19 protein-coding genes are annotated in these 19,162 nt (G+C 66.6%); 12 read left to right on the plus strand and 7 right to left on the minus strand.

The features are described 5' to 3' along the window. Positions 1–2: 2 nt before the first annotated feature. From AAFP35_RS24645 to AAFP35_RS24660, 4 genes are all read right to left on the minus strand, one after another. Positions 3–533: a hypothetical protein gene (locus AAFP35_RS24645; RefSeq protein WP_419224317.1), complete on the minus strand. Its 531-nt coding sequence runs from the start codon at positions 531–533 to the stop codon at positions 3–5. A 28-nt stretch (positions 534–561) separates the two neighbouring features. Further along, positions 562–1,362, minus strand: a complete 801-nt coding sequence (locus tag AAFP35_RS24650) for an ABC transporter permease (protein ID WP_419224318.1) — start codon at positions 1,360–1,362, stop codon at positions 562–564. A gap of 42 nt (positions 1,363–1,404) precedes the next feature. Then, positions 1,405–2,367, minus strand: coding sequence for an ABC transporter ATP-binding protein (locus tag AAFP35_RS24655; RefSeq protein ID WP_419224319.1), 963 nt, complete (start codon positions 2,365–2,367; stop codon positions 1,405–1,407). Positions 2,368–2,538: 171 nt separating this feature from the next. Next, positions 2,539–3,228, minus strand: a complete 690-nt coding sequence (locus AAFP35_RS24660; RefSeq protein WP_419224320.1) for a response regulator — start codon at positions 3,226–3,228, stop codon at positions 2,539–2,541. A 79-nt stretch (positions 3,229–3,307) separates the two neighbouring features. Between AAFP35_RS24660 and AAFP35_RS24665 the strand changes: the two genes are divergently transcribed. Continuing rightward, complete coding sequence (locus AAFP35_RS24665) at positions 3,308–4,426, plus strand: sensor histidine kinase (RefSeq protein WP_419224321.1); 1,119 nt, start codon at positions 3,308–3,310, stop codon at positions 4,424–4,426. Positions 4,427–4,803: 377 nt separating this feature from the next. Here the strand turns inward: AAFP35_RS24665 and AAFP35_RS24670 are convergent, their stop codons facing one another. Continuing rightward, a complete protein-coding gene (locus AAFP35_RS24670) occupies positions 4,804–5,304 on the minus strand; it encodes a VOC family protein (protein WP_419224322.1) in 501 nt (166 codons plus the stop codon). A 252-nt stretch (positions 5,305–5,556) separates the two neighbouring features. Here AAFP35_RS24670 and AAFP35_RS24675 point away from each other — a divergent pair, with 252 nt between their 5' ends. Continuing rightward, positions 5,557–6,021, plus strand: a complete 465-nt coding sequence (locus tag AAFP35_RS24675; protein WP_419224323.1) for a hypothetical protein — start codon at positions 5,557–5,559, stop codon at positions 6,019–6,021. 60 nt (positions 6,022–6,081) lie between these two features. Here the strand turns inward: AAFP35_RS24675 and AAFP35_RS24680 are convergent, their stop codons facing one another. Next, complete coding sequence (locus AAFP35_RS24680) at positions 6,082–6,627, minus strand: AAA family ATPase (protein WP_419224324.1); 546 nt, start codon at positions 6,625–6,627, stop codon at positions 6,082–6,084. A gap of 189 nt (positions 6,628–6,816) precedes the next feature. Here AAFP35_RS24680 and clpB point away from each other — a divergent pair, with 189 nt between their 5' ends. After that, the gene (gene clpB, locus AAFP35_RS24685; RefSeq protein WP_419224325.1) at positions 6,817–9,369 is read left to right on the plus strand and encodes an ATP-dependent chaperone ClpB; all 2,553 of its coding nucleotides are present in this window, start codon (positions 6,817–6,819) and stop codon (positions 9,367–9,369) included. Positions 9,370–9,466: 97 nt separating this feature from the next. Here the strand turns inward: clpB and AAFP35_RS24690 are convergent, their stop codons facing one another. Beyond that, the gene (locus tag AAFP35_RS24690) at positions 9,467–11,098 is read right to left on the minus strand and encodes a dihydroxyacetone kinase family protein (protein WP_419224326.1); all 1,632 of its coding nucleotides are present in this window, start codon (positions 11,096–11,098) and stop codon (positions 9,467–9,469) included. A 186-nt stretch (positions 11,099–11,284) separates the two neighbouring features. Here AAFP35_RS24690 and AAFP35_RS24695 point away from each other — a divergent pair, with 186 nt between their 5' ends. The 9 genes from AAFP35_RS24695 (at position 11,285) to AAFP35_RS24735 (ending at position 19,158) form a co-directional block, all read left to right on the plus strand. Beyond that, positions 11,285–11,881: a DNA-3-methyladenine glycosylase I gene (locus AAFP35_RS24695; RefSeq protein WP_419224327.1), complete on the plus strand. Its 597-nt coding sequence runs from the start codon at positions 11,285–11,287 to the stop codon at positions 11,879–11,881. 47 nt (positions 11,882–11,928) lie between these two features. Continuing rightward, positions 11,929–12,360 (plus strand): DUF4440 domain-containing protein, encoded by a 432-nt coding sequence (locus AAFP35_RS24700; RefSeq protein ID WP_419224328.1) that lies wholly within the window; start codon positions 11,929–11,931, stop codon positions 12,358–12,360. Further along, a complete protein-coding gene (locus tag AAFP35_RS24705) occupies positions 12,353–12,733 on the plus strand; it encodes a PPOX class F420-dependent oxidoreductase (RefSeq protein ID WP_419224329.1) in 381 nt (126 codons plus the stop codon). Before AAFP35_RS24700 ends, AAFP35_RS24705 begins: the two co-directional genes overlap by 8 nt. A gap of 76 nt (positions 12,734–12,809) precedes the next feature. Beyond that, a complete protein-coding gene (locus tag AAFP35_RS24710; RefSeq protein WP_419224330.1) occupies positions 12,810–13,565 on the plus strand; it encodes an Asp/Glu/hydantoin racemase in 756 nt (251 codons plus the stop codon). Between the two features lie 5 nt (positions 13,566–13,570). Beyond that, positions 13,571–13,972, plus strand: a complete 402-nt coding sequence (locus AAFP35_RS24715) for a PPOX class F420-dependent oxidoreductase (RefSeq protein WP_419224331.1) — start codon at positions 13,571–13,573, stop codon at positions 13,970–13,972. Positions 13,973–14,294: 322 nt separating this feature from the next. After that, complete coding sequence (locus AAFP35_RS24720; protein ID WP_419224332.1) at positions 14,295–14,393, plus strand: potassium-transporting ATPase subunit F; 99 nt, start codon at positions 14,295–14,297, stop codon at positions 14,391–14,393. A gap of 1 nt (position 14,394) precedes the next feature. Beyond that, positions 14,395–16,206: a potassium-transporting ATPase subunit KdpA gene (kdpA, locus tag AAFP35_RS24725; protein ID WP_419224333.1), complete on the plus strand. Its 1,812-nt coding sequence runs from the start codon at positions 14,395–14,397 to the stop codon at positions 16,204–16,206. Between the two features lie 194 nt (positions 16,207–16,400). Then, the gene (kdpB, locus tag AAFP35_RS24730; RefSeq protein ID WP_419224334.1) at positions 16,401–18,518 is read left to right on the plus strand and encodes a potassium-transporting ATPase subunit KdpB; all 2,118 of its coding nucleotides are present in this window, start codon (positions 16,401–16,403) and stop codon (positions 18,516–18,518) included. Between the two features lie 4 nt (positions 18,519–18,522). After that, complete coding sequence (locus AAFP35_RS24735) at positions 18,523–19,158, plus strand: potassium-transporting ATPase subunit C (RefSeq protein ID WP_419224335.1); 636 nt, start codon at positions 18,523–18,525, stop codon at positions 19,156–19,158. Positions 19,159–19,162 lie beyond the last annotated feature (4 nt).

The following is a 19,162-nucleotide window of genomic DNA, read 5'->3' on the forward strand; positions in this document are numbered from 1 at the left end:
CCTCATCGACGTGGCGATCGTGCGGGAGCGGCGCGCCACCGCCCGCCCGGACGATAGATCGACAACACCACCGCGAGGATCAGCGCCAGCCCGGACACCAGCGGTGGTGCCAGCAGGTCCTGCACGGAGACCCCTGCCCGCACCGCGTCGGCGCCGAGGCGTGGATCGGGAATGTCCACCGACAGCGCGGTGGGCAACAACAACGCACCGACCAGAACCGTGAGGACCGTCCCGATCGCCAGTTTGGTGGTCACCCACTTGTAGGTGATCAAGCCCCAGGCGGTGCCGACACCCAGCACGACGCCTGTTGCGAGCATCGTTGCGGCGAGCGCGGGCACGACCGCGGGAATGATCGCGGTCACCGCCTCGACCCCCGCCGCGGCCACGGCACCGTCGTCGGTGAGCAGTGTCATCGCGAGCAGCGCCAGCAACGCGAGATCGACGCCGAACCACGACACCGACGAGATGATGTGCAGGGACAGAACGGCTTTGCGTGTGCGGCGACGCTTCTGGAGGAACTGATGTGTCGACATGGTGTGTCTCCGGGTCCGGTGACCGCGCTCAGGCGGTCACGTCACGTCGGGTCACGACGGCGATCGTGGCTATCGCGGCCACGGCATAGATCGCCAGTGCTACAACGACCTGCGTTGGCTGCGTGCCGGCGGGAGTCGGGGTGAGGACGTTGCGCAGCAACAGTCCGGGAAACCAATCCCGCGCCCAGGCGCGGCCGTCGCCGAGAATGTTCTCCACCGGTCCGAACCACACCAACAGCACGCCGAGAGCGATCGGGGTGGACCGGATGACCGTCGCGACAGCCGTTCCGATGAGCGCGTACATCGCAACGAACACGATGAGCCGCACCAGGTTCTCGGCCGTGGTCGTCACCGTGGTGACCGATGCCCACGCGCTGGTGTCGAGGTCGCGCGAGAGCGCGATGAGCTGGGTGGTGACCGCGCCGGCGACCATGGCGGCGGCCAACACGATCAGCGCCACCGAGACACGTGCGGCGAGTCTTCCGGTGATCAGTACGCCTCGGCTGCGTTGGCGCAGAAAGGCGGTGCGCAGGGTTCCGCGGGCCAGATCGTTACCGGCGGCGGCGGCGAACGCGGCGACGACGAGCAGAGCCGTGAATCCCATCGCGGACATCGTTGCGGCGGTGGCGCCCCCGGTTCCGGTGACCGCGTGCACGTCGAGTGTGACGGCGGTTTGTCCCCGTCCCATCGTCGTCGACGTCGCGACGAGCAGCCAGGTGACGAGAGCGGCCAAGACGACGGCGGTGCCGACGAGGCCGAACCAGAGGCGACGGCGGCCGAGCACGATCCATTCGGCGGTGAACGCGTGGGTGAAGGTGGAGGGGGACATGATCGCTCCTGTGAGTAGTTGTCGGATGGGTGAGAGGGCAGGTCAGCGTGTGGACGACACCAGCTCGAGATATCGGGACTGCAGATCGTGATGGTGTCCGGAGATCTCGGTCAGTGTGATCCCGGCGTCGTGCGCATCGGAGTTGATCCGCCCCGACAGCCGATAGGCGTCGTCGTGGGCGGGAACCGGAACCGCGACCGCATCGCCATCGGGGGTCGCGTCGGACACGACACCGGTGATGATCGACGTCAGTCGGGACAGTTCGGACTCGCTCGTCGGACGAATCCGCAGTGAGATCGACGTGTTGCCAAGCGATTCGGTGGCTCCGGCGTATCGGACGCTACCGTGTTCGACGACGATCAGGTCGTCGCAGCAGGCCTCCAGTTCGTGGAGCAGATGCGAGGAGATGATCACGGTGCGTCCGCCGCGGGCGATCTCCGAGATGATCTCGTGGATCTCACGCATGCCCACCGGGTCGAGGCCGTTCGCCGGTTCGTCGAGCACGACCAGTTCCGGATCGCCGAGCAGCGCGGCGGCGATCCCGAGTCGTTGCTTCATGCCGAGCGAGAACGTTGCGTAGGTGTCGTCGGCGCGGTCGGCCAGCCCGACCGTGGTGAGCAGGTCGTCGATGTCGTGGCCGGATTGTCCGGCGAGCGCAGCGGTCGCGGCCAGGTTGGCGCGTGCCGACACCGAGGGATGGAATGCCGGGGATTCGATGAGCGCGCCGACGCGGGGCAGATACTGATCACGCTGTGCCGGTGTGTATCCGAGAACCTCCACGTGCCCGGAGGTCGGGCGAACGAGTCCAAGCATCATCGCCATCAGCGTGGTCTTTCCCGCGCCGTTGGGTCCGATCAAACCGGTGACCGATCCGCGTGCGACGGTGAAGGTGGCGTGATCGACCACGGTGCGCCCGCGGAAGGTCTTGGTGAGATCGGTTGCGGTGACAGCGGTCGTCGCGGTGGTCGGCCGGTCGGGGTGGTGTGTGAGGGTGCTGTTCGTCATGACGACAACGGTGCTCCGCTGCGGCTGCAGAGTCGTCCGTCGAGCGTGGAGATCGTGCTACGTCAGTTGTTGAGCGGACTCGTCATGGCGTCCGCACCCCGGGGAACGTCTCGGTATCGCGCGAGGTCGAGGGTGAGCGTCTCTCATCTCCCGACGATCGTGCTCACGTGGTCAGGTCCGCGGTGGTGTGGCCAAGCCCAGGCGGTACGCGAACACCACGAGTTGTGCACGGTCCCGAGCGGCGAGCTTCGTCATCGCCCGGCTGACGTGGGTGCGGACGGTGGCGTTGCTGACCACCCAGCGTTGCGCGATCTCCTCGTTCGACAACCCGTCGGCGACCAGACGCACCACGTCGGTCTCGCGTTCGGTGAGGGAGGCTGCGGGTCCGGTGTCGGGCGGCGTCGAAGGAGTGTCCGGCGGCGGCGTCGAACTGGTGAACCGGCTGATCAGACGCCTGGTGACGCTTGGTGAGAGCAGTGCGTCACCCGCCGCGATCACCCGCACCGCCCGGATCAGTTCGTCGGGTTCGGTGTGTTTGACGAGGAAACCGCTGGCTCCGGCGGCCACTGCCTCGAAGACATACTCGTCGAGCTCGAAGGTGGTGAGGATGAGCACCTTCACGTCGGCCAGGTCGGGATCGGCGGTGATGGTGCGTGTCGCAGTGAGCCCGTCGGTGCCGGGCATCCGGATGTCGAGGATCGCCACGTCCGGGTGGTGCGCCCGGGCCAGGCTGATCGCCTCCGCGCCGTCGCCGCCCTGCGCGACCACTGCGATGTCGTCCTCCGCATCGAGCAGGGCTCCGAAGCCGGACCGCACGAGAGGCAGATCGTCGGCGAGCAGGACGCGGATCTCGGAGGCCACGTCTCGACCGTGCCACACCGGTCGCGATCTCAACACCGGTATGACGCCACCGGGCGTGGTCGCGGCATACCGTCGGGACATGACCCGAATCCGGTGGATCGACTGGCTGATCGTCACGGCGCTCGTCGTGGTGATCGTCCTCGGCACCCCGAACGCGCCGGTTGCCGCGGGGACCACCCGGCCCGGCCTGCTGGCGATACTCATCGGCACCATCGGAGCGCTCACCCTTGTCTGCTGGCGAGCATTGCCGGTGGTACCGGCCGTGGCGGTCCCGGTCGCCGTCTTCACCTACCTGGCACTGGGGTACCCGGGTGGGCCGGTACTGCTCATCGGTCCCGTGGCGATGGCGTTGGTCGGATTCGCGGCGACCTGGCGGGTGGCTCTCGGGGCAGCGTGCGCGATGACGGTGGCCGTGGTGGCGGGGCAGTTGGTAGGGATCGGTGAGCTCGGTGGCATCGGGATCGCCGGACCGGCATGGGCTTTCGCTCTCGCGGCCGGTGGTCAGCTGGTCGCGATGTGGTCCGAACGTGCTGCCGCGCAACGTGAACGCGTCCGGATGCTGGAGCGGCAGGCGGTCGATCGGCAACGCCTCGAGATCGCACGCGATCTGCACGACTCGGTCGCGCATGCGCTGGTCACGGTGACCGTGCAGGCCGATGTGGCAGCCAAATTGCTCGACCGTCGTCCGGAACAGGCGCGTGCGGCACTGGCCGCGATTCGGCAGGCCGGTGCCGACGTGCTCGACGACCTCGGCGCCATCCTGGGCGCGTTGCGCGACGATGCGGCTGTGGCCGAGCGGTTGCCGGCACGTCGACTCGCCGATGTGGGGGAGCTGGCCGACCGGGCCCGTGACGTCGGCTCGTCGGTCGACCTCGTCGTCGACGGCGATCTCACAAGCGTTCCGTCGGCGATCTCCGGGGCCGGGTACCGGTTGGTGCAGGAGGCGCTCAGCAATGTCGCCAAGCACGCCGGGCGCGGTGCACGCGTGACGGTTTCGGTGGTGGTGGCTGGTCCCCGCACGGTGACGGTGCACGTGGTCGACGACGGAGGGTCGGTCTCCGCCGGCCTGACGGCGAACTCGGGTGCGGGACTGGGGCTGATCGGTATGCGTGAACGCGTGGTCCTCACCGGTGGCACATTCTCGGCCGGGAGGCGTACCGGTGGTTCGGGTTTCGAGGTTCGCGCGGTGTGGGAGTGAATGCGTCAGCGGTCATGCGCAAGTCGTCTCGGCACCCTCCGACGCTGACAGTTCAACCCGTGCAGCCCATTCGCTCGCTAGCGCCGATACCCCGATGAGCTGGGGTGGCCCCCGAGAGACGCGGTCACCATCGCCACCGGACGCTGTGACATCGCGAGATTGTGGCGTTCCTCCGGAGTGAGTGGTGCATGTCGACGGAAGGGGTGCGCTCCCGCACACCGGCGCCACGCAGCGGTCAGAGACATGAAAGCCATCGTGATCCTCCTCGAGCAGGTGGTGGAATCACAACATCTTGCGGCATCGTGAATCGCAGCGGCGTCATTTCGAGGAACAACCCGATTCCGGCGTGTACTCCGGAGATATCGGCGATAATGCGGTCAGTCGCGGTGCGCGTTCGCCTTGATCTCCGCGTAGAACGCGCGCATCGTCGGCGAGATCTCCGCCAACTCGATGTAGGGGACACCCGCTGCCGAGCAATCGAGATACGCGAAACGCATCGTGCCGTCACCGATCTCGCCGTGCAGAGGAATCGAGATGTCCCGTCCTCGTGCGTCGTCGACCGCATTGTCGAAATCCTCCGGTTCGAAGCACACATGATGCAGCCCCGGGCCGCTGCGTGCCAGGAACTCGGTGTAGACGCTCTCGCCCGATACCGGCTCGATGAGTTCGAGTTGCATGTCGCCGACATACGACAGCGAAACATGTGTCACGAAATCGGCTGGATTGCCGCGGTATTCGCAGTTGGCGCCGAACTCCACATTCGGCATCCGCATCCACCGGCCTGCGCCGCACAGCCCCGTCAGCAGCTCTTCGGTGGCCGCGATGTCCTCGACCACCCAGGCGACCTGGGTGATGGGTCCATAACTCTTGTCACTCATCGTGTCCGGACCTCCGGGGGGCAGGTACTGCGGTCGTCACCGACAGCATGCCAGGTGTCGACGAACGTGCTCCGGTCGGTCCGGCCATGGATTCCTGCTGTGAAACCGGGTTCATCGAGATATTTGGCGCGACGCGTCCTGCCGTTTTGTGGGTGGCAGTAACGCGCGACCGGCGAAATCGGATAAAACGGTCAAGATTCCGTCGGGGGCGTTCCGTGGGGTCTGTCATCCGTTCTGCCCGAGGAGACTTGCATGCGAAGGACGATCGGAACCATCGGCGCCCTCGCGGTGGCGGGAGCTGTCACCACCGGGGTCGGTGCGGCACACGCGGCGCCTGTCCCCGTTTACCAGATACCGGCCAGTGCGGTTGCGGTCAGCGGCCTGGTCGTTCCTGGTCCCTACTTCGCCAACGTCACCGCGGCGACCACCGGTATACGCGGCGAAACCGCGTTCTCGGCGCCTGCGAGTCCGTCGATCTGTTCGAGTTCGGCCGCCGGTGCGCTGGTACGCATCGGATATCTCAATACCGCGACGGGCCGTAGTGGTGTCACGACAGTGAAACCCTGCCCCTACTACCTGAATCCCACACCCGTGGTGTCAAAGGTCCGCACCGGCAGTGGACAGATCATCGTGACCGTTCAGGTCACCGGTTCCGCCGCGTACCCGAATGCCGGGCAACCCTCTCTGCCCGGGATCGGAACCTTCACCGCGCCTTGACCGACTTCGAGGGGCAGCAATAATCCGCGGGATGCGCGGACTATTGCTGTGCATCTGGATTCAGTCCGGTGACGCGAGGCGAAATGCGCTGCCCGCCACGGCATCGCGGACCATCTGAAGCGTCTGTCCGGGTGTCTGGTCGCCAGTATCGAGGACGTGGCGCTCGAGGTTGCCGAGGTCGGCGAATTGGTCCCACATCGCGAGGATCGGTTCCGCGTCGGTCAGGTCGTCGGGGCCGCTTCGGCCGACGGCACGCGCGAGGGCCGTCTCGCGGGAGGGGCGCAAGACGAGGTAGTGGACCGTGATGGCCTCGCGCACGGCGGCGTCGAAGTGGTGCAGCATCCATGGGCCCACGACCCCGTCCACGACAACCGTGTACCCGCCCTCGGCGTAGGTGACCGTGGTCAGGGCGATCGCGCGCATGGCGGTCTGGTTCTGCTGATCGGATTCGGGAAGATACGGCGGTATCGCGCCGGAAACGATGTAGTGCCAGAAGTCGTCGGTGTGCAGATGGACAGATTTCTCGAATCCGGCCGCCAATGCGGCGGCGGTGGTGGACTTGCCTGCTCCGGGAGGCCCGGTCAGCAGCACGATGTCGCCTCGCATGCACCAGACCCTAACGGCTGACGCTCCCCGTCCTCGTTCTCGCTGACTCGGTGCGGTGTGCGGGAGCAGAATGAGTGAGCGGGACCCGCACAATGTGACTTGAGCGGAATACGCTCAACTTTGCTGGCGTTGGACCACTCGAATGGCTCATACTTGAGCCTGTTGGACTAAAGAGAAAGGTACACGCGAGTGGACAGCTTCAACCCGACCACCAAGACACAGCAGGCGCTGAGTGCTGCCGTGCAGGCCGCGGCCGCTGCTGGCAATTCCGACGTGCGTCCGGCTCACATCCTGGTCGCCCTGCTCGATCAGTCCGACGGCATCGCGTCACCGCTGCTCAAGGCGGTCGGCGTGGACCCGTCGAGCGTTCGTGCGCAGGCCCAGGCACTCGTGGATCGTGCACCGACGGTCTCCAGTGCAAGCGCGCAGCCGCAACTGAGCCGCGAGTCGATCGCGGCGATCACGGCTGCCCAGCAGCTCGCAGGCGAACTCGACGACGAGTACGTGTCGACCGAACACATCCTCGCCGGCCTGGCGACCGGCGACTCCGACACCGCCAAACTGCTGGCCAACGCGGGGGCCACCCCGCAAGCGCTGCGTGAGGCATTCGTGACCGTGCGCGGTAATGCCCGGGTCACCTCGGAGGACCCCGAGTCGACGTATCAGGCGCTGGAGAAGTACTCCACCGACCTGACCGCCGCCGCTCGCGAGGGCAAACTCGACCCGGTCATCGGCCGTGACGCCGAGATCCGTCGCGTCGTGCAGGTCCTGAGTCGCCGCACCAAGAACAACCCGGTCCTCATCGGCGAGCCCGGCGTCGGCAAGACCGCCGTCGTCGAGGGCCTGGCCCAGCGCGTGGTGGCCGGAGATGTGCCCGAATCCCTGCGGAACAAGACGGTGGTCTCCCTCGATCTGGGATCGATGGTGGCCGGCGCCAAGTACCGCGGCGAGTTCGAGGAACGACTCAAGGCCGTCCTCGACGAGATCAAGGGTTCGGCAGGCGAGATCATCACCTTCATCGACGAGTTGCACACCATCGTCGGCGCCGGCGCCACCGGCGAGTCCGCGATGGATGCGGGCAACATGATCAAGCCGATGTTGGCACGTGGTGAACTGCGCCTGGTGGGCGCGACCACCCTGGAGGAATACCGCAAGTACATCGAGAAGGATGCCGCTCTGGAGCGGCGGTTCCAGCAGGTGTACGTGGGTGAGCCGTCGGTGGAGGACACCATCGGCATCCTGCGTGGACTCAAGGACCGCTACGAGGTGCACCACGGCGTGCGTATCACCGACTCCGCATTGGTCTCGGCGGCAACGCTTTCCGATCGGTACATCACTTCGCGCTTCTTGCCGGACAAGGCCATCGACCTGGTCGACGAGGCCGCCTCGCGGCTGCGCATGGAGATCGACTCCCGTCCGGAGGAGATCGACGCGGTCGAGCGTGTGGTCCGCCGCCTCGAGGTCGAAGAGGTTGCGCTGCAGAAGGAAACCGACGCGGCGTCGAAGGAACGACTGGAGAAGTTGCGTCAGGAACTGGCCGACGAGAAGGAGAAGCTCAGCGAGCTCTCGGCACGTTGGCAGTCCGAGAAGTCGGCGATCGATGCGGTCCGTGACCTCAAAGAGGAGCTGGAGACGCTTCGCGGCGAGGCTGATCGGGCCGAGCGCAACGGTGATCTGGGACGCGCCGCGGAACTGCGCTACGGCAAGATCCCCGGCTTGGAGAAAAGTCTCGAGGCCGCGCTGGAGAAGACCGGTACCGATCCCGGCCAGGACGTGATGCTGCAGGAGGAGGTCGGCCCCGACGATGTCGCGCAGGTCGTGTCGGCGTGGACCGGCATTCCCGCGGGACGCATGCTCGAAGGTGAGACCGCCAAGCTGCTGCGCATGGAAGACGAACTCGGACACCGGGTCATCGGTCAGAAGAATGCCGTGCAGGCGGTCTCCGATGCGGTGCGGCGTGCGCGTGCGGGTGTCGCGGATCCGAACCGTCCGCTCGGGTCGTTCATGTTCCTCGGCCCCACCGGCGTCGGCAAGACCGAGCTGGCCAAGGCGCTCGCGGAGTTCCTGTTCGACGACGAGCGGGCCATGGTCCGGATCGACATGAGCGAGTACGGCGAAAAGCACAGCGTTGCACGACTCGTCGGTGCCCCTCCGGGTTACGTCGGCTACGAGGCCGGGGGACAGCTGACCGAGGCGGTACGGCGTCGTCCGTACACGGTGGTGCTCTTCGACGAGATCGAGAAGGCGCATCCGGATGTGTTCGACGTGCTGTTGCAGGTGCTCGACGAAGGACGTCTGACCGACGGTCAGGGACGCACGGTCGACTTCCGCAACACCATCCTGATCCTGACGTCCAACCTGGGTGCGGGTGGAGACAAGGAACAGGTGATGACGGCGGTCCGTAGTCGGTTCAAGCCGGAGTTCATCAACCGTCTCGACGACGTGATCGTCTTCGACGCGCTGAGCCCGGAGGAACTGGTGTCCATCGTCGACATCCAGATCGGACAGCTCAAGTATCGTCTGGCCCAACGACGTCTCGACCTCGAGGTGTCGTCCAAGGCGAAGGAATGGCTGGCCGAACGCGGTTTCGACCCGCTCTACGGTGCCCGGCCGCTGCGGCGGCTCGTGCAGAAGTCGATCGGCGACAGTCTCGCGAAGGCGTTGCTGGCCGGCGACATCCACGACGGTGACGTGGTACCGGTCAATGTCGGCGCCGACGGAGAGTCGTTGGTGCTCGGCTGATCTCGACCGAGATCGTCCCCGTGATGGTGCTCCGAGGAAACCCCTCGGCGCCGGTCACGGGGACTTTTCGGTTGCCGGTGGTGCCGTCGGCGGCCGGTCAGGTCTCGGCGGCGGCCCGGTACAACCAGGCGATGACCAGCGCGCCGGGATCGACGACGCCGCGGGCGTTCTCCCCGACGTAGCTGGCGCGACCCTTGGTCGCGATGGTCTCACGCGTCGACTCCGCTCCCTGCTCGGACCGATCGGCGGTGGCGCGCAGTGTTTCGGCGTTTCCCAGGGCATCCACGGCAGGTGCGAGGGCGTCGACCATCGTGTTGTCGCCGACCTGGGCACCACCGAGATCCTGGATCTCGGCAAGTGCCGCTGTGCTGCCGTCCCGAAGGGCCGCCGTGAAATCGTCCGCGCGGTCGAATGCAGAGGCCAACTCCCGGAACAGGTCCCCGAACACAGCGCCCGAGGTGCCGCCGGCGCGAACGAGGTACGACGTACTGATCGCGGTGAGGACCTCGGCATCCGAACCGCGCAACGGCAGCACGAAATGCTCGAGCGCGGCACTCATGTTCGCGCCGAAATCCCCGTCGCCCGCTTGCTGATCGAGCTGGGTCAGATCGTCGATCGACTCCATCACGCGTTGGACAAAGGCGGTCAGCCAACGACATTCGGGTCCCTCGTCTGCGGCGTCGCCGGGCTCGGCGGTGCTGGTGTCGACGAGCGTTCCCGACGGCTGCGGCACCGTCGACGGCCATGCCGGGGCCGTGGTCGGTGCGTCGAGCAGCGGCAGGAACTCGTCGTGCGCGCGCATCAGGGTGATCGAGAAGCCGGACATGTCCAGCGCGGTGACGAATGTGCCCACCATGGACCTCGCGATCGTGACGCCGCGACGGTCGAGCGCAGCGACCGCCTCGCCGAAGGCGAGATACAACTCCAGCGGATGCGCCGAGCCGAGGCCGTTCACCAGGCAGACAACCGATTCGCCGTCGGACAACGACAACGACTCCGCGACCCTGTCGACCATCCGGTCGACGAGTTCTGCCGCGTCGACCTTGTCGGTCCTCTCGGTGCCGGCCTCGCCGTGGATCCCGACGCCGAACTCCATCTGTCCCGGAGCGAGTTCGAACGTCGGTGCGTCGGAGCCCGGCAGCGTGCATGCCTGATAGGCGACGGCGATGCTGCGTGCGTCGGCCGCTGCGCGCCGACCCAGAGCGGCGACCTCGGCCAGCGTGTCACCACGCAGTGCTGCTGCGCCACAGATCTTTTCGACGAGAATCGTGGCACCCGTGCCCCGGCGACCGGGTCCGGTGTCGGATTCGGTAGCGACATCGTCGTCGACCAGGACGTGGTCGGTGGCCACCTCGTCGCGCAGCAGATGACGCGCGATCCGGAAGTTCATGACGTCACCGGTGTAGTTCTTCACCACGTGCAGTACCCCGGCGCCGTGGTCGGCCCACCGTGTGGCGCCCGCGATCTGCAGCGCGTTGGGAGAGGTGAACACCAGCCCGGGGCAGGCGGCGTCGAGTATGCCGTCGCCGATCATCGCGGCATGCATCGGTTCGTGGCCCGATCCACCACCGGAGATGACCGCGACGCGCCGTGTGTCGTCGGGGTCGCGACGGTGCAGGAACCCCGGATCGCGCTGCCAGGCGATGGTCGGGTGGGCGGCGACCAATCCGCGCAGGGCGTCGGGCAGGAAGGTGGACGGTGAGTTGAGGACGTAGTCGTGGGCGCTCACGCCTCCCCACGGTAGATGAGGGCGTGGTCGCCGGGACCGGATCACACCGCTGGTGTACGCGTGCTGTTCGCTCCCTCGTTTCGTGTTCGCTCCTCGGATCTGAGGAGCGAACACGAAACCGGGGAGCGAATTCGGTCTACGCGCGGAGCGACCGGGTTGTCGGGCGCCGACGATAGGCTGGCCGACATGGCGAACGTGATCACTGACGGCGACGGAGTGACCCGGTGTGCGTGGGCCGCGGTCGAGCCCGAGACCACCTATCACGACGAGGAGTGGGGCTTTCCACTCGCCGACGACACTGCGTTCTTCGAACGCGTCACGCTCGAGGGCTTCCAGTCCGGTCTGAGCTGGCGGACGATCCTGAACAAGCGGGAGAACTTCCGAGCGGCTTTCGCCGGTTTCGACATCGAGAAGGTCGCCCGTTTCACCGACGCCGACGTGTCGCGGCTGCTGGCCGACGCCGGCATCATCCGACACCGCGGCAAGATCGAGGCCGCCATCAACAATGCACGCCGCGCCGAAGATCTGATCGACGGCGAGGGATCGCTGCATACGTTCTTCTGGGGGTACGAGCCGGCGACCGAACCCGAACCGCACACCCAGACGACGTCGCCGGAATCGGTTGCCCTGTCCAAGGAACTCAAGAAGCGCGGTTGGCGGTTCGTCGGCCCGACGACGATGTTCGCCCTGATGCAGGCCAGCGGCATCGTCAACGATCACGCATTCGAGTGCGTGACGCGCACCGCGGTCACCGATGCGCGTGCGAAGGTACGGCGCAACTGACTCGTGTGCTTGACCTCAAGCGCGCTTGAGGTCTTAGCGTCGCGTCCATGACCAACACACGAAGCGCACTCGATCGGCCCGCCGTCGACCGGGCACCATCGCCCGTCCCGATCGCGGTCGACGCACTGCTCGCGCATCTGCAGGACGGGCTCGACACCGGGGCGGCCGACGTCTACGACGCCATGTTCACCGACGACATCCTGTGGGGGACCCCCAAAGGCGAAGTGTTGCAGGGCTACCGCAAGCTCAACACCATCCATCACCGACTCCTGGCCGAAGGTGTGGCGCCTGCGTCGGACTTCGAGGTCGCACAGACCATCACGCCGGCGCCCGGTGTGGTGGTGACTCAGATCCGCCGACGCGCACGTGCCGGAGGCTTCTCGGAGATGGCGATGTACGTGCTCGTCCAACGCGGCGGGCAGTGGTGGGTCGCAGCCGTCCAGAACACCCCGATCTCCGCCGGTGTCCGTCATGGATGACCGACGACTCGACGACGCCGACGTCCTCGATTACCTGGCCGGCCAGCGCCTCGGCCGGTTGGCCACCGTCGACAGGCACGGAGCACCGCAGAACAGCCCCGTCGGCTTCCGGATCAACCGCGAACTGGGCACCATCGACATCCGCGGCTGGAATCTCACCAAGAGTCGCAAGTTCCGCAACCTGGTCCACAACGACAGGGTGGCCTTCGTGGTCGACGACATCGCCTCGGTGACTCCGTGGCGCGTGCGCATGGTGGAGATCCGCGGGCGGGGTGAGCAGGTCGTCGGCGGAACGGACCCCACGGACGGAATCGACGATGCGCTGATCCGGGTTCACCCCGAGCGCGTCATCGTCTACGGGATCGGTGACTGACCTGCGCAGACATCGGTAACACAAACGTCACTCGAACAAGATTGTCGACAATCCGACGATATGCCATCATTCCTGCATGAGGCCGGTCGAACTCCCTGACATCCCACCGCAGCAGCAGGTGGGGATCGGTATGGTCTGCCCGTTCGACATGGCCCTCGATCGTGAGCTGTGGCGGTGGATGCCGGAGTCGGTGTCGCTGTACCTCACCAGGACCGGATTCCTCGACGCCCCGGTCGACGTCGACCTGTGTCGCGATCTCAACAACCACACCGAGGTCGCCGCCGCGGTGCGCAGCGTGCTCGCGGTGGAGCCGCGGGCGTTCGGATACGCCTGTGCATCAGGCAGTTTCGTCTATGGCATGGCCGGTGCGCGGGAGCTCTCGCACTGCATGCTCGCGGCGGGAGCCGCCGCCGCGGTGACCACCTCCGAAGCGCTGGTCCGTGCCCTCGACGCCATGCAGATCTCCCGTATCGCCGTCGCCACGCCCTACACGTCCACGCTCACCGGCCTGCTGTGCGACTTCCTCGCCGAAGCCGGTCGTAGCGTCATCGCACACGCGGAACTCGGACGCGACCACCAGATCTGGACCATTCCGTACCCGGTCACCTGTGAGCTCATCCGCGCCGCCGACCATCCGGATGCGGACGCGATCTTCGTGTCCTGCACCAACCTGTGGACCTACGACATCCTGGGGATCATGGAGGCGGAACTGGGCAAACCGGTGTTGTCCGCGAATCAGGTCACCGCATGGGCCACCCTCACCGACGCCGGGCTCGTCGCAGATTCCCTCTGCGCACATGATGGGCAGTCGCTGTTCGCCCGCGTAGCCTGAGGGACATGACCGACGCCGTGGACAACCCGTTCGGAGATGTGGCACAGGCGAAGTACGTCGTGCTGACGACCTATCGCAAAGACGGCACTCCGGTGTCGTCGCCGCTGTGGGCGGTGGCCGACGGCGACGAACTCCTGATGTGGACGCCGTCGGACTCGTGGAAGGTCAAACGCATCCGGCGAGATCCGCACGTGGTGGTGCAGGCATCCGACGCCCGTGGGAGCACGGTGCACGGGAATCCGGTGAACGCGACCGCACAGATCCTCGATGCGGCCGGTACCGAGCGGGTCCGACGCCACATCATCGGCAAGTACGGCCTCATCGGCCGACTGGTCGTCAAGGGTAGCGCCTTGCGGCGCGGTAAGTCGGGCACGGTGGGTCTCGCCATCACCGTCGCGACGCCCTGAGCCCTGGCCATCGTCTGATCTGACGCTCACACCGAGGTGTCCTGCGCTGGGCGCCTCGTGAGCGGCGTCGGAACGGCCGCGTTTTCTGCGGCGTGCATACGGGTCGTCAAGAAGTCGACGATGCCCGTATGAATCCCGTTAAGACCACTCGTCCACCCCACCCGGTGGGGTGATCCTGTCAGTCGCACCCGGCGCGGGCAGCGCACCGGGAGCAGCGATGACGAGGAGTGGAAGTGGCTGACGTGCTGTATCTGGTCGCGGCGGTCGTGGGCTTCGTGCTGTGCCTGCTGACCGTCCGTGGAATCGACGCGAGGATCGGTCGATGACCGCCGACGGCGTGACGAACGTCGTTCTGGTGGCGCTCGCGGCAGCGGTCGTGGTCTATCTGATCGTGGCGCTCGTCGCGCCGGAGAGGTTCTGACGTGTCCGCGACGGTGGCCGGCGTGGCTCAGCTGGCAATGGTGATCGTGGTGTTGGCCGCGCTCTATGTCCCCCTCGGCGACTACATGGCCCGGGTGTACGAGAGTGGCCGCGATCTGACGGTCGAACGTTGGTTGTACCGACTCGGCCGGATCGATCCGCGTCGTGAGCAGACCTGGAAGGGCTATGCCCTTGCCGTGCTGGCCTTCTCGTTCATCTCGTTCCTCCTGCTGTATCTGCTGCAACGGCTGCAGGGCGTGTTGCCGTGGGCGGACGGCAAACCCGGGGTGTCGCCTGCGATGGCGTTCAACACGGCGATCTCGTTTGTCGCCAACACGAACTGGCAGTCGTACTCGCCGGAGGTCGTGATCAGCAACATCACCCAGATGCTCGGGCTCGCGGTGCAGAACTTCGTATCCGCGGCGGTCGGCATGGCCGTCGCGGTGGCTCTGATCCGCGGCATCGTCAATCGTCGGGGTAGTGGAGAACTCGGTAACTTCTGGGTCGATCTGGTCCGCGGTGTGATGCGCATTCTGTTGCCGATGGCGTTCATCGTCGCGCTCATCCTGCTGACCCAGGGTGCCGTCCAATCGTTCCACACCGGTTTCGATTTCACGACGCTCGACGGACAACAGGCGCACAGTGTCGTCGGGCCGTTCGCCTCTCAGGAGGCGATCAAGGAGCTCGGCACCAACGGTGGCGGAACGCTTGCTGCCAACTCGGCACACCCGTTCTCCAATCCGACCCCGTTGTCGAACATCGTGGAGATCCTCGCGATCCTCGCGATCCCGGTCTGCCTGACCCGCACCTACGGCACCCTGGTCCGTGATCGGCGTCAGGGCCTCACCCTGGTCGGGGTCATGGCGGCACTGTGGGCGACGATGCTGACCATCGTGTGGATCTTCGAGTCGCGCACCGACGGAGCGGCGGCCCGGGCGGCCGGCGCGATGATGGAAGGCAAGGAACTACGGTTCGGCATACCGGGTTCGGTGCTGTTCGCGGTCTCCACCACCGGTACGTCGACGGGGGCGGTCAACTCCGCACACGACAGTCTGTCCGCGGCGGGCGGTGGCGCCGTCCTGTGGAACATGCTGCTCGGCGAGGTCGCGCCCGGCGGGGTGGGTTCGGGGCTCTACGGCATCCTGGTGATGGCGATCATCACCGTATTCGTCGCCGGCCTGTTGGTCGGTCGCACACCGGAATTCGTGGGCAAGAAGATCGGCCAACACGAGATCACCATGGCCGCACTGTATGTCCTGGTGATGCCTGCGTTGGTCCTTGTGGGAACCGGGATCACGGTGATCCTGGGGTCCACCACCGGATTCCAGGGCAACAGCGACGAGCCCGGCACAGCCGGTTCGATCCACGGTTTCAGCGAAGTGTTGTATGCGTTCGCGTCTGCCGCCAACAACAACGGGAGTGCCTTCGGCGGGCTGACCGTGACCAGTGACTGGTTCCAGACCTCGCTCGGTTACGCCATGCTGTTGGGGCGGATGCTTCCGATCATCTTCGTCCTCGCACTCGCGGGTCTGTTGGCGCGGCAGAAGCCGCGGGCCGGACGCGGCGATCTCGCCGACACGGCCGAGCCGGGCGACCCGGTACTCCCCGGAACCCCGGAGGCGAGCGCAAACGGTGGTACCGCGGTTGCCGTCCGTACCGAGACACGCTCCACCACAGTCGATAACGACCCGTCGACCTTGCCCACGCACGGCGTGCTGTTCGGACTTCTACTGGCCGGCACCATCGTCTTGGTCGCCGGACTCACCTTCTTCCCGGCCATGGCGCTGGGCCCGATCGCGGAGGCGTTTCTGTGAGAACTCGTAGTCGTGGCGATTCCCTTCGTGACGCCCAAACGCTCGCTCCGCAGGGGGCGGAAGGGGATTCGGACAGGTCACGTGAACAGGTCCCGGTGCCGGGGGATCGGACGGGTCGCCCGGTTTCCGAGGAGATCGGTGTAGGCGCGAGGACACACCGGCCGGCGCGGGCCGACAGCGGCGACGGCGCAGATGTGGTGAGCGCCGGTGCCTTCGACGTCCGGGCGCTGGTGACGTCGATCCCGCAGGCGGCGCGCAAACTGACGCCGCGCGATCAGGCGCGCAATCCGGTGATGTTCGTCGTCTACCTCGGTGCGATCGTGACCACGGTGTTGGCGATCTGGCAGTCGTCGTGGTTCGCCTGGGCGGTGGCTGCGTGGCTGTGGTTCACCGTGGTGTTCGCGAACCTTGCCGAGGCGGTGGCCGAGGGGCGCGGTCGGGCACAGGCCGACAGTCTCCGAAAAGTCAAGCAGGACACCATGGCCCGACGAATCGGTGACGACGGGTCGATCGCCGAGGTACCCGGCAGCGAGTTGCGTGTCGGTGATCGGATCGTGGTGGAGGCCGGTGAGGTCATCGCCGGCGACGGTGACGTGGTGGACGGGATCGCGACGGTCGACGAGTCGGCGATCACCGGAGAATCGGCACCGGTGGTCCGTGAATCCGGTGGTGACCGGTCCTCGGTGACCGGTGGCACAGTGGTGCTCTCGGATCGGATCGTCGTCGAGATCACCACGGCGCCGGGGGAGACCTTCGTCGATCGGATGATCGCCTTGGTCGAGGGCGCGTCGCGCAAGAAGACACCCAACGAGATCGCGCTGGACATCTTGCTGACGAGCCTCACGGTCGTCTTCCTGCTCGCCGTGGTCGCGGTGGGCCCGATGCAGCAGTACGCGGGGCAGCAGCCCGATCCGATCAAACTGATCGCCCTACTGGTCTGCCTGATCCCGACCACCATCGGTGCGTTGCTGTCGTCCATCGGTATCGCGGGCATGGACCGCCTGGTACAGCGCAATGTTCTGGCGATGTCGGGCCGCGCGGTCGAGGCGGCCGGCGACATCGACACCTTGCTGATGGACAAGACCGGCACGATCACCTTCGGTAATCGGCGGGCCACCGCGCTGCGGCCCTCGTCCGGCACCGACGAGCAAGAACTGGCCACCGTCGCCTATCGGTGCAGTATCGCCGACGACACCCCGGAGGGACGCAGCATCGTCGACCTCTGTGCCGGTGAGCACGGTGTCGTCGAGTTGGATGCCGACGACCTGGCGGCAGCCCGCGATGCAGTGAATCCCGGTTACGAGGTGGTGGCGTTCACGGCTCAGACGCGGATGAGCGGCGTTGACGTCCACGGCGTGAACGGGACTCTCGAGTACCGCAAGGGTGCCGCGGATGCAGTCGGTCGGTGGGTGCGTGGGCACGGAGGGATCGTGCCCGACGACGTCGACGCGCAGGTCGAGGCGGTGGCGTCGCACGGAGGTACGCCGCTGCTGGTGGCGGTTCGCGATGCCGCCGACGAAACACCGGTTGCTGTCGGCGGAAAATCGGTTGCTGTCGCGGGGAGGGGGGCGCGCGTGCTGGGCGTGATCGTTCTGTCCGACGTGGTGAAACCCGGTATGGCCGAACGGTTCGCGCAGTTGCGGGCGATGGGGATTCGCACCGTCATGGTGACCGGTGACAATCCGTTGACGGCCAGGGCCATCGCCGCCGAGGCCGGTGTCGACGACTTCGTCGCCGAGGCGACACCGGAGGACAAACTCACCCTGATCCGCAAGGAACAGGCCGGTGGACGGCTCGTCGCGATGACCGGCGATGGCACCAACGACGCGCCGGCCCTCGCGCAGGCCGACGTCGGTCTGGCGATGAACACCGGTACGTCGGCGGCCAAAGAAGCAGGCAACATGGTCGATCTCGACTCCGACCCGACCAAACTGATCGACGTCGTCGCGATCGGCAAGCAACTGCTCATCACGCGGGGCGCGTTGACCACGTTCTCGCTCGCCAACGACCTGGCGAAGTACTTCGCCATCCTGCCCGCGTTGTTCAGCGCCATCTATCCGCAACTCGGCGCGCTCAACGTCATGCATCTGCACTCGGCCCAGTCGGCGATCGTCTCGGCGGTGGTGTTCAACGCCCTGATCATCGTGGCGCTCATCCCGCTGTCGTTGCGCGGCGTGCACTATCGCCCGTCGTCGGCGTCCCGGCTGCTCGGCCGCAATCTGCTCATCTTCGGCGTCGGCGGTGTGATCACCCCGTTCCTCGGGATCTGGTTGACCGACCTCGTCGTGCGCTTTCTCCCGGGAATGGGGTAGGGGCATGAACACGATCATCACGGGCTTCGCGCGACAATGCGTCGCCGCGTCGGCGGTGCTGCTGGCGCTGACGGTGGTGCTGGGCGCGGGCTATCCGGCCGCGGTGTGGGCGGTGTCGCGGATCGACTCGCACTCAGCGGAGGGTGCACAGGTGGTCAGTCGGCAGTGTGATCTGGGGTCGTCGATGATCGGCGTCGACCCCCAGGTCCCGCCCGGCGAACCCGACCCGTATCTGCATGCGCGTGTGGTCGGCGCAACCGGCGAGCCCATGGCACCCGGCGATCCGGCCGCGTCGGCGGCGAGCAACAAAGGTCCGGGCAATGAGGAACTGCGGGAGTGGATCACGGCTCGGCGCGCCGTGGTCGCCGAACGCGAAGGGGTGAGGCCCCAGCAGGTTCCCCCGGACGCGGTGACCGCCTCTGCGTCGGGTCTCGACCCCGACATCAGCCCGGATTACGCACGGTTGCAGATCCCGCGACTCGCCCGCGAGAACGGTCGGTCCGTCGCGCACATCCAGGAGATCATCGACCGGCACACGTCCGGCCGACAATGGGGATTCCTCGGTCAACCGCGGGTGAACGTGCCTGCTGTCAATCTCGCGCTCGGGCACGCCCCGGCCGCGTGCCGGACTCCGGCGTGACGGC

This window comes from Gordonia sp. CPCC 206044, assembly GCF_048537895.1.
GTDB lineage: Bacteria > Actinomycetota > Actinomycetes > Mycobacteriales > Mycobacteriaceae > Gordonia.

Excerpts from the sequence above, each read along its gene's own strand:
- AAFP35_RS24645 (WP_419224317.1), bottom strand. The coding sequence starts at position 533 with ATGTCGACACATCAGTTCCTCCAGAAGCGTCGCCGCACACGCAAAGCC.
- AAFP35_RS24650 (WP_419224318.1), bottom strand. The coding sequence starts at position 1,362 with ATGTCCCCCTCCACCTTCACCCACGCGTTCACCGCCGAATGGATCGTG.
- AAFP35_RS24655 (WP_419224319.1), bottom strand. The coding sequence starts at position 2,367 with ATGACGAACAGCACCCTCACACACCACCCCGACCGGCCGACCACCGCG.
- AAFP35_RS24665 (WP_419224321.1), top strand. The coding sequence starts at position 3,308 with ATGACCCGAATCCGGTGGATCGACTGGCTGATCGTCACGGCGCTCGTC.
- AAFP35_RS24670 (WP_419224322.1), bottom strand. The coding sequence starts at position 5,304 with ATGAGTGACAAGAGTTATGGACCCATCACCCAGGTCGCCTGGGTGGTC.
- AAFP35_RS24675 (WP_419224323.1), top strand. The coding sequence starts at position 5,557 with ATGCGAAGGACGATCGGAACCATCGGCGCCCTCGCGGTGGCGGGAGCT.
- AAFP35_RS24680 (WP_419224324.1), bottom strand. The coding sequence starts at position 6,627 with ATGCGAGGCGACATCGTGCTGCTGACCGGGCCTCCCGGAGCAGGCAAG.
- AAFP35_RS24695 (WP_419224327.1), top strand. The coding sequence starts at position 11,285 with ATGGCGAACGTGATCACTGACGGCGACGGAGTGACCCGGTGTGCGTGG.
- AAFP35_RS24700 (WP_419224328.1), top strand. The coding sequence starts at position 11,929 with ATGACCAACACACGAAGCGCACTCGATCGGCCCGCCGTCGACCGGGCA.
- AAFP35_RS24705 (WP_419224329.1), top strand. The coding sequence starts at position 12,353 with ATGGATGACCGACGACTCGACGACGCCGACGTCCTCGATTACCTGGCC.
- AAFP35_RS24710 (WP_419224330.1), top strand. The coding sequence starts at position 12,810 with ATGAGGCCGGTCGAACTCCCTGACATCCCACCGCAGCAGCAGGTGGGG.
- AAFP35_RS24715 (WP_419224331.1), top strand. The coding sequence starts at position 13,571 with ATGACCGACGCCGTGGACAACCCGTTCGGAGATGTGGCACAGGCGAAG.
- AAFP35_RS24720 (WP_419224332.1), top strand. The coding sequence starts at position 14,295 with ATGACCGCCGACGGCGTGACGAACGTCGTTCTGGTGGCGCTCGCGGCA.
- AAFP35_RS24735 (WP_419224335.1), top strand. The coding sequence starts at position 18,523 with ATGAACACGATCATCACGGGCTTCGCGCGACAATGCGTCGCCGCGTCG.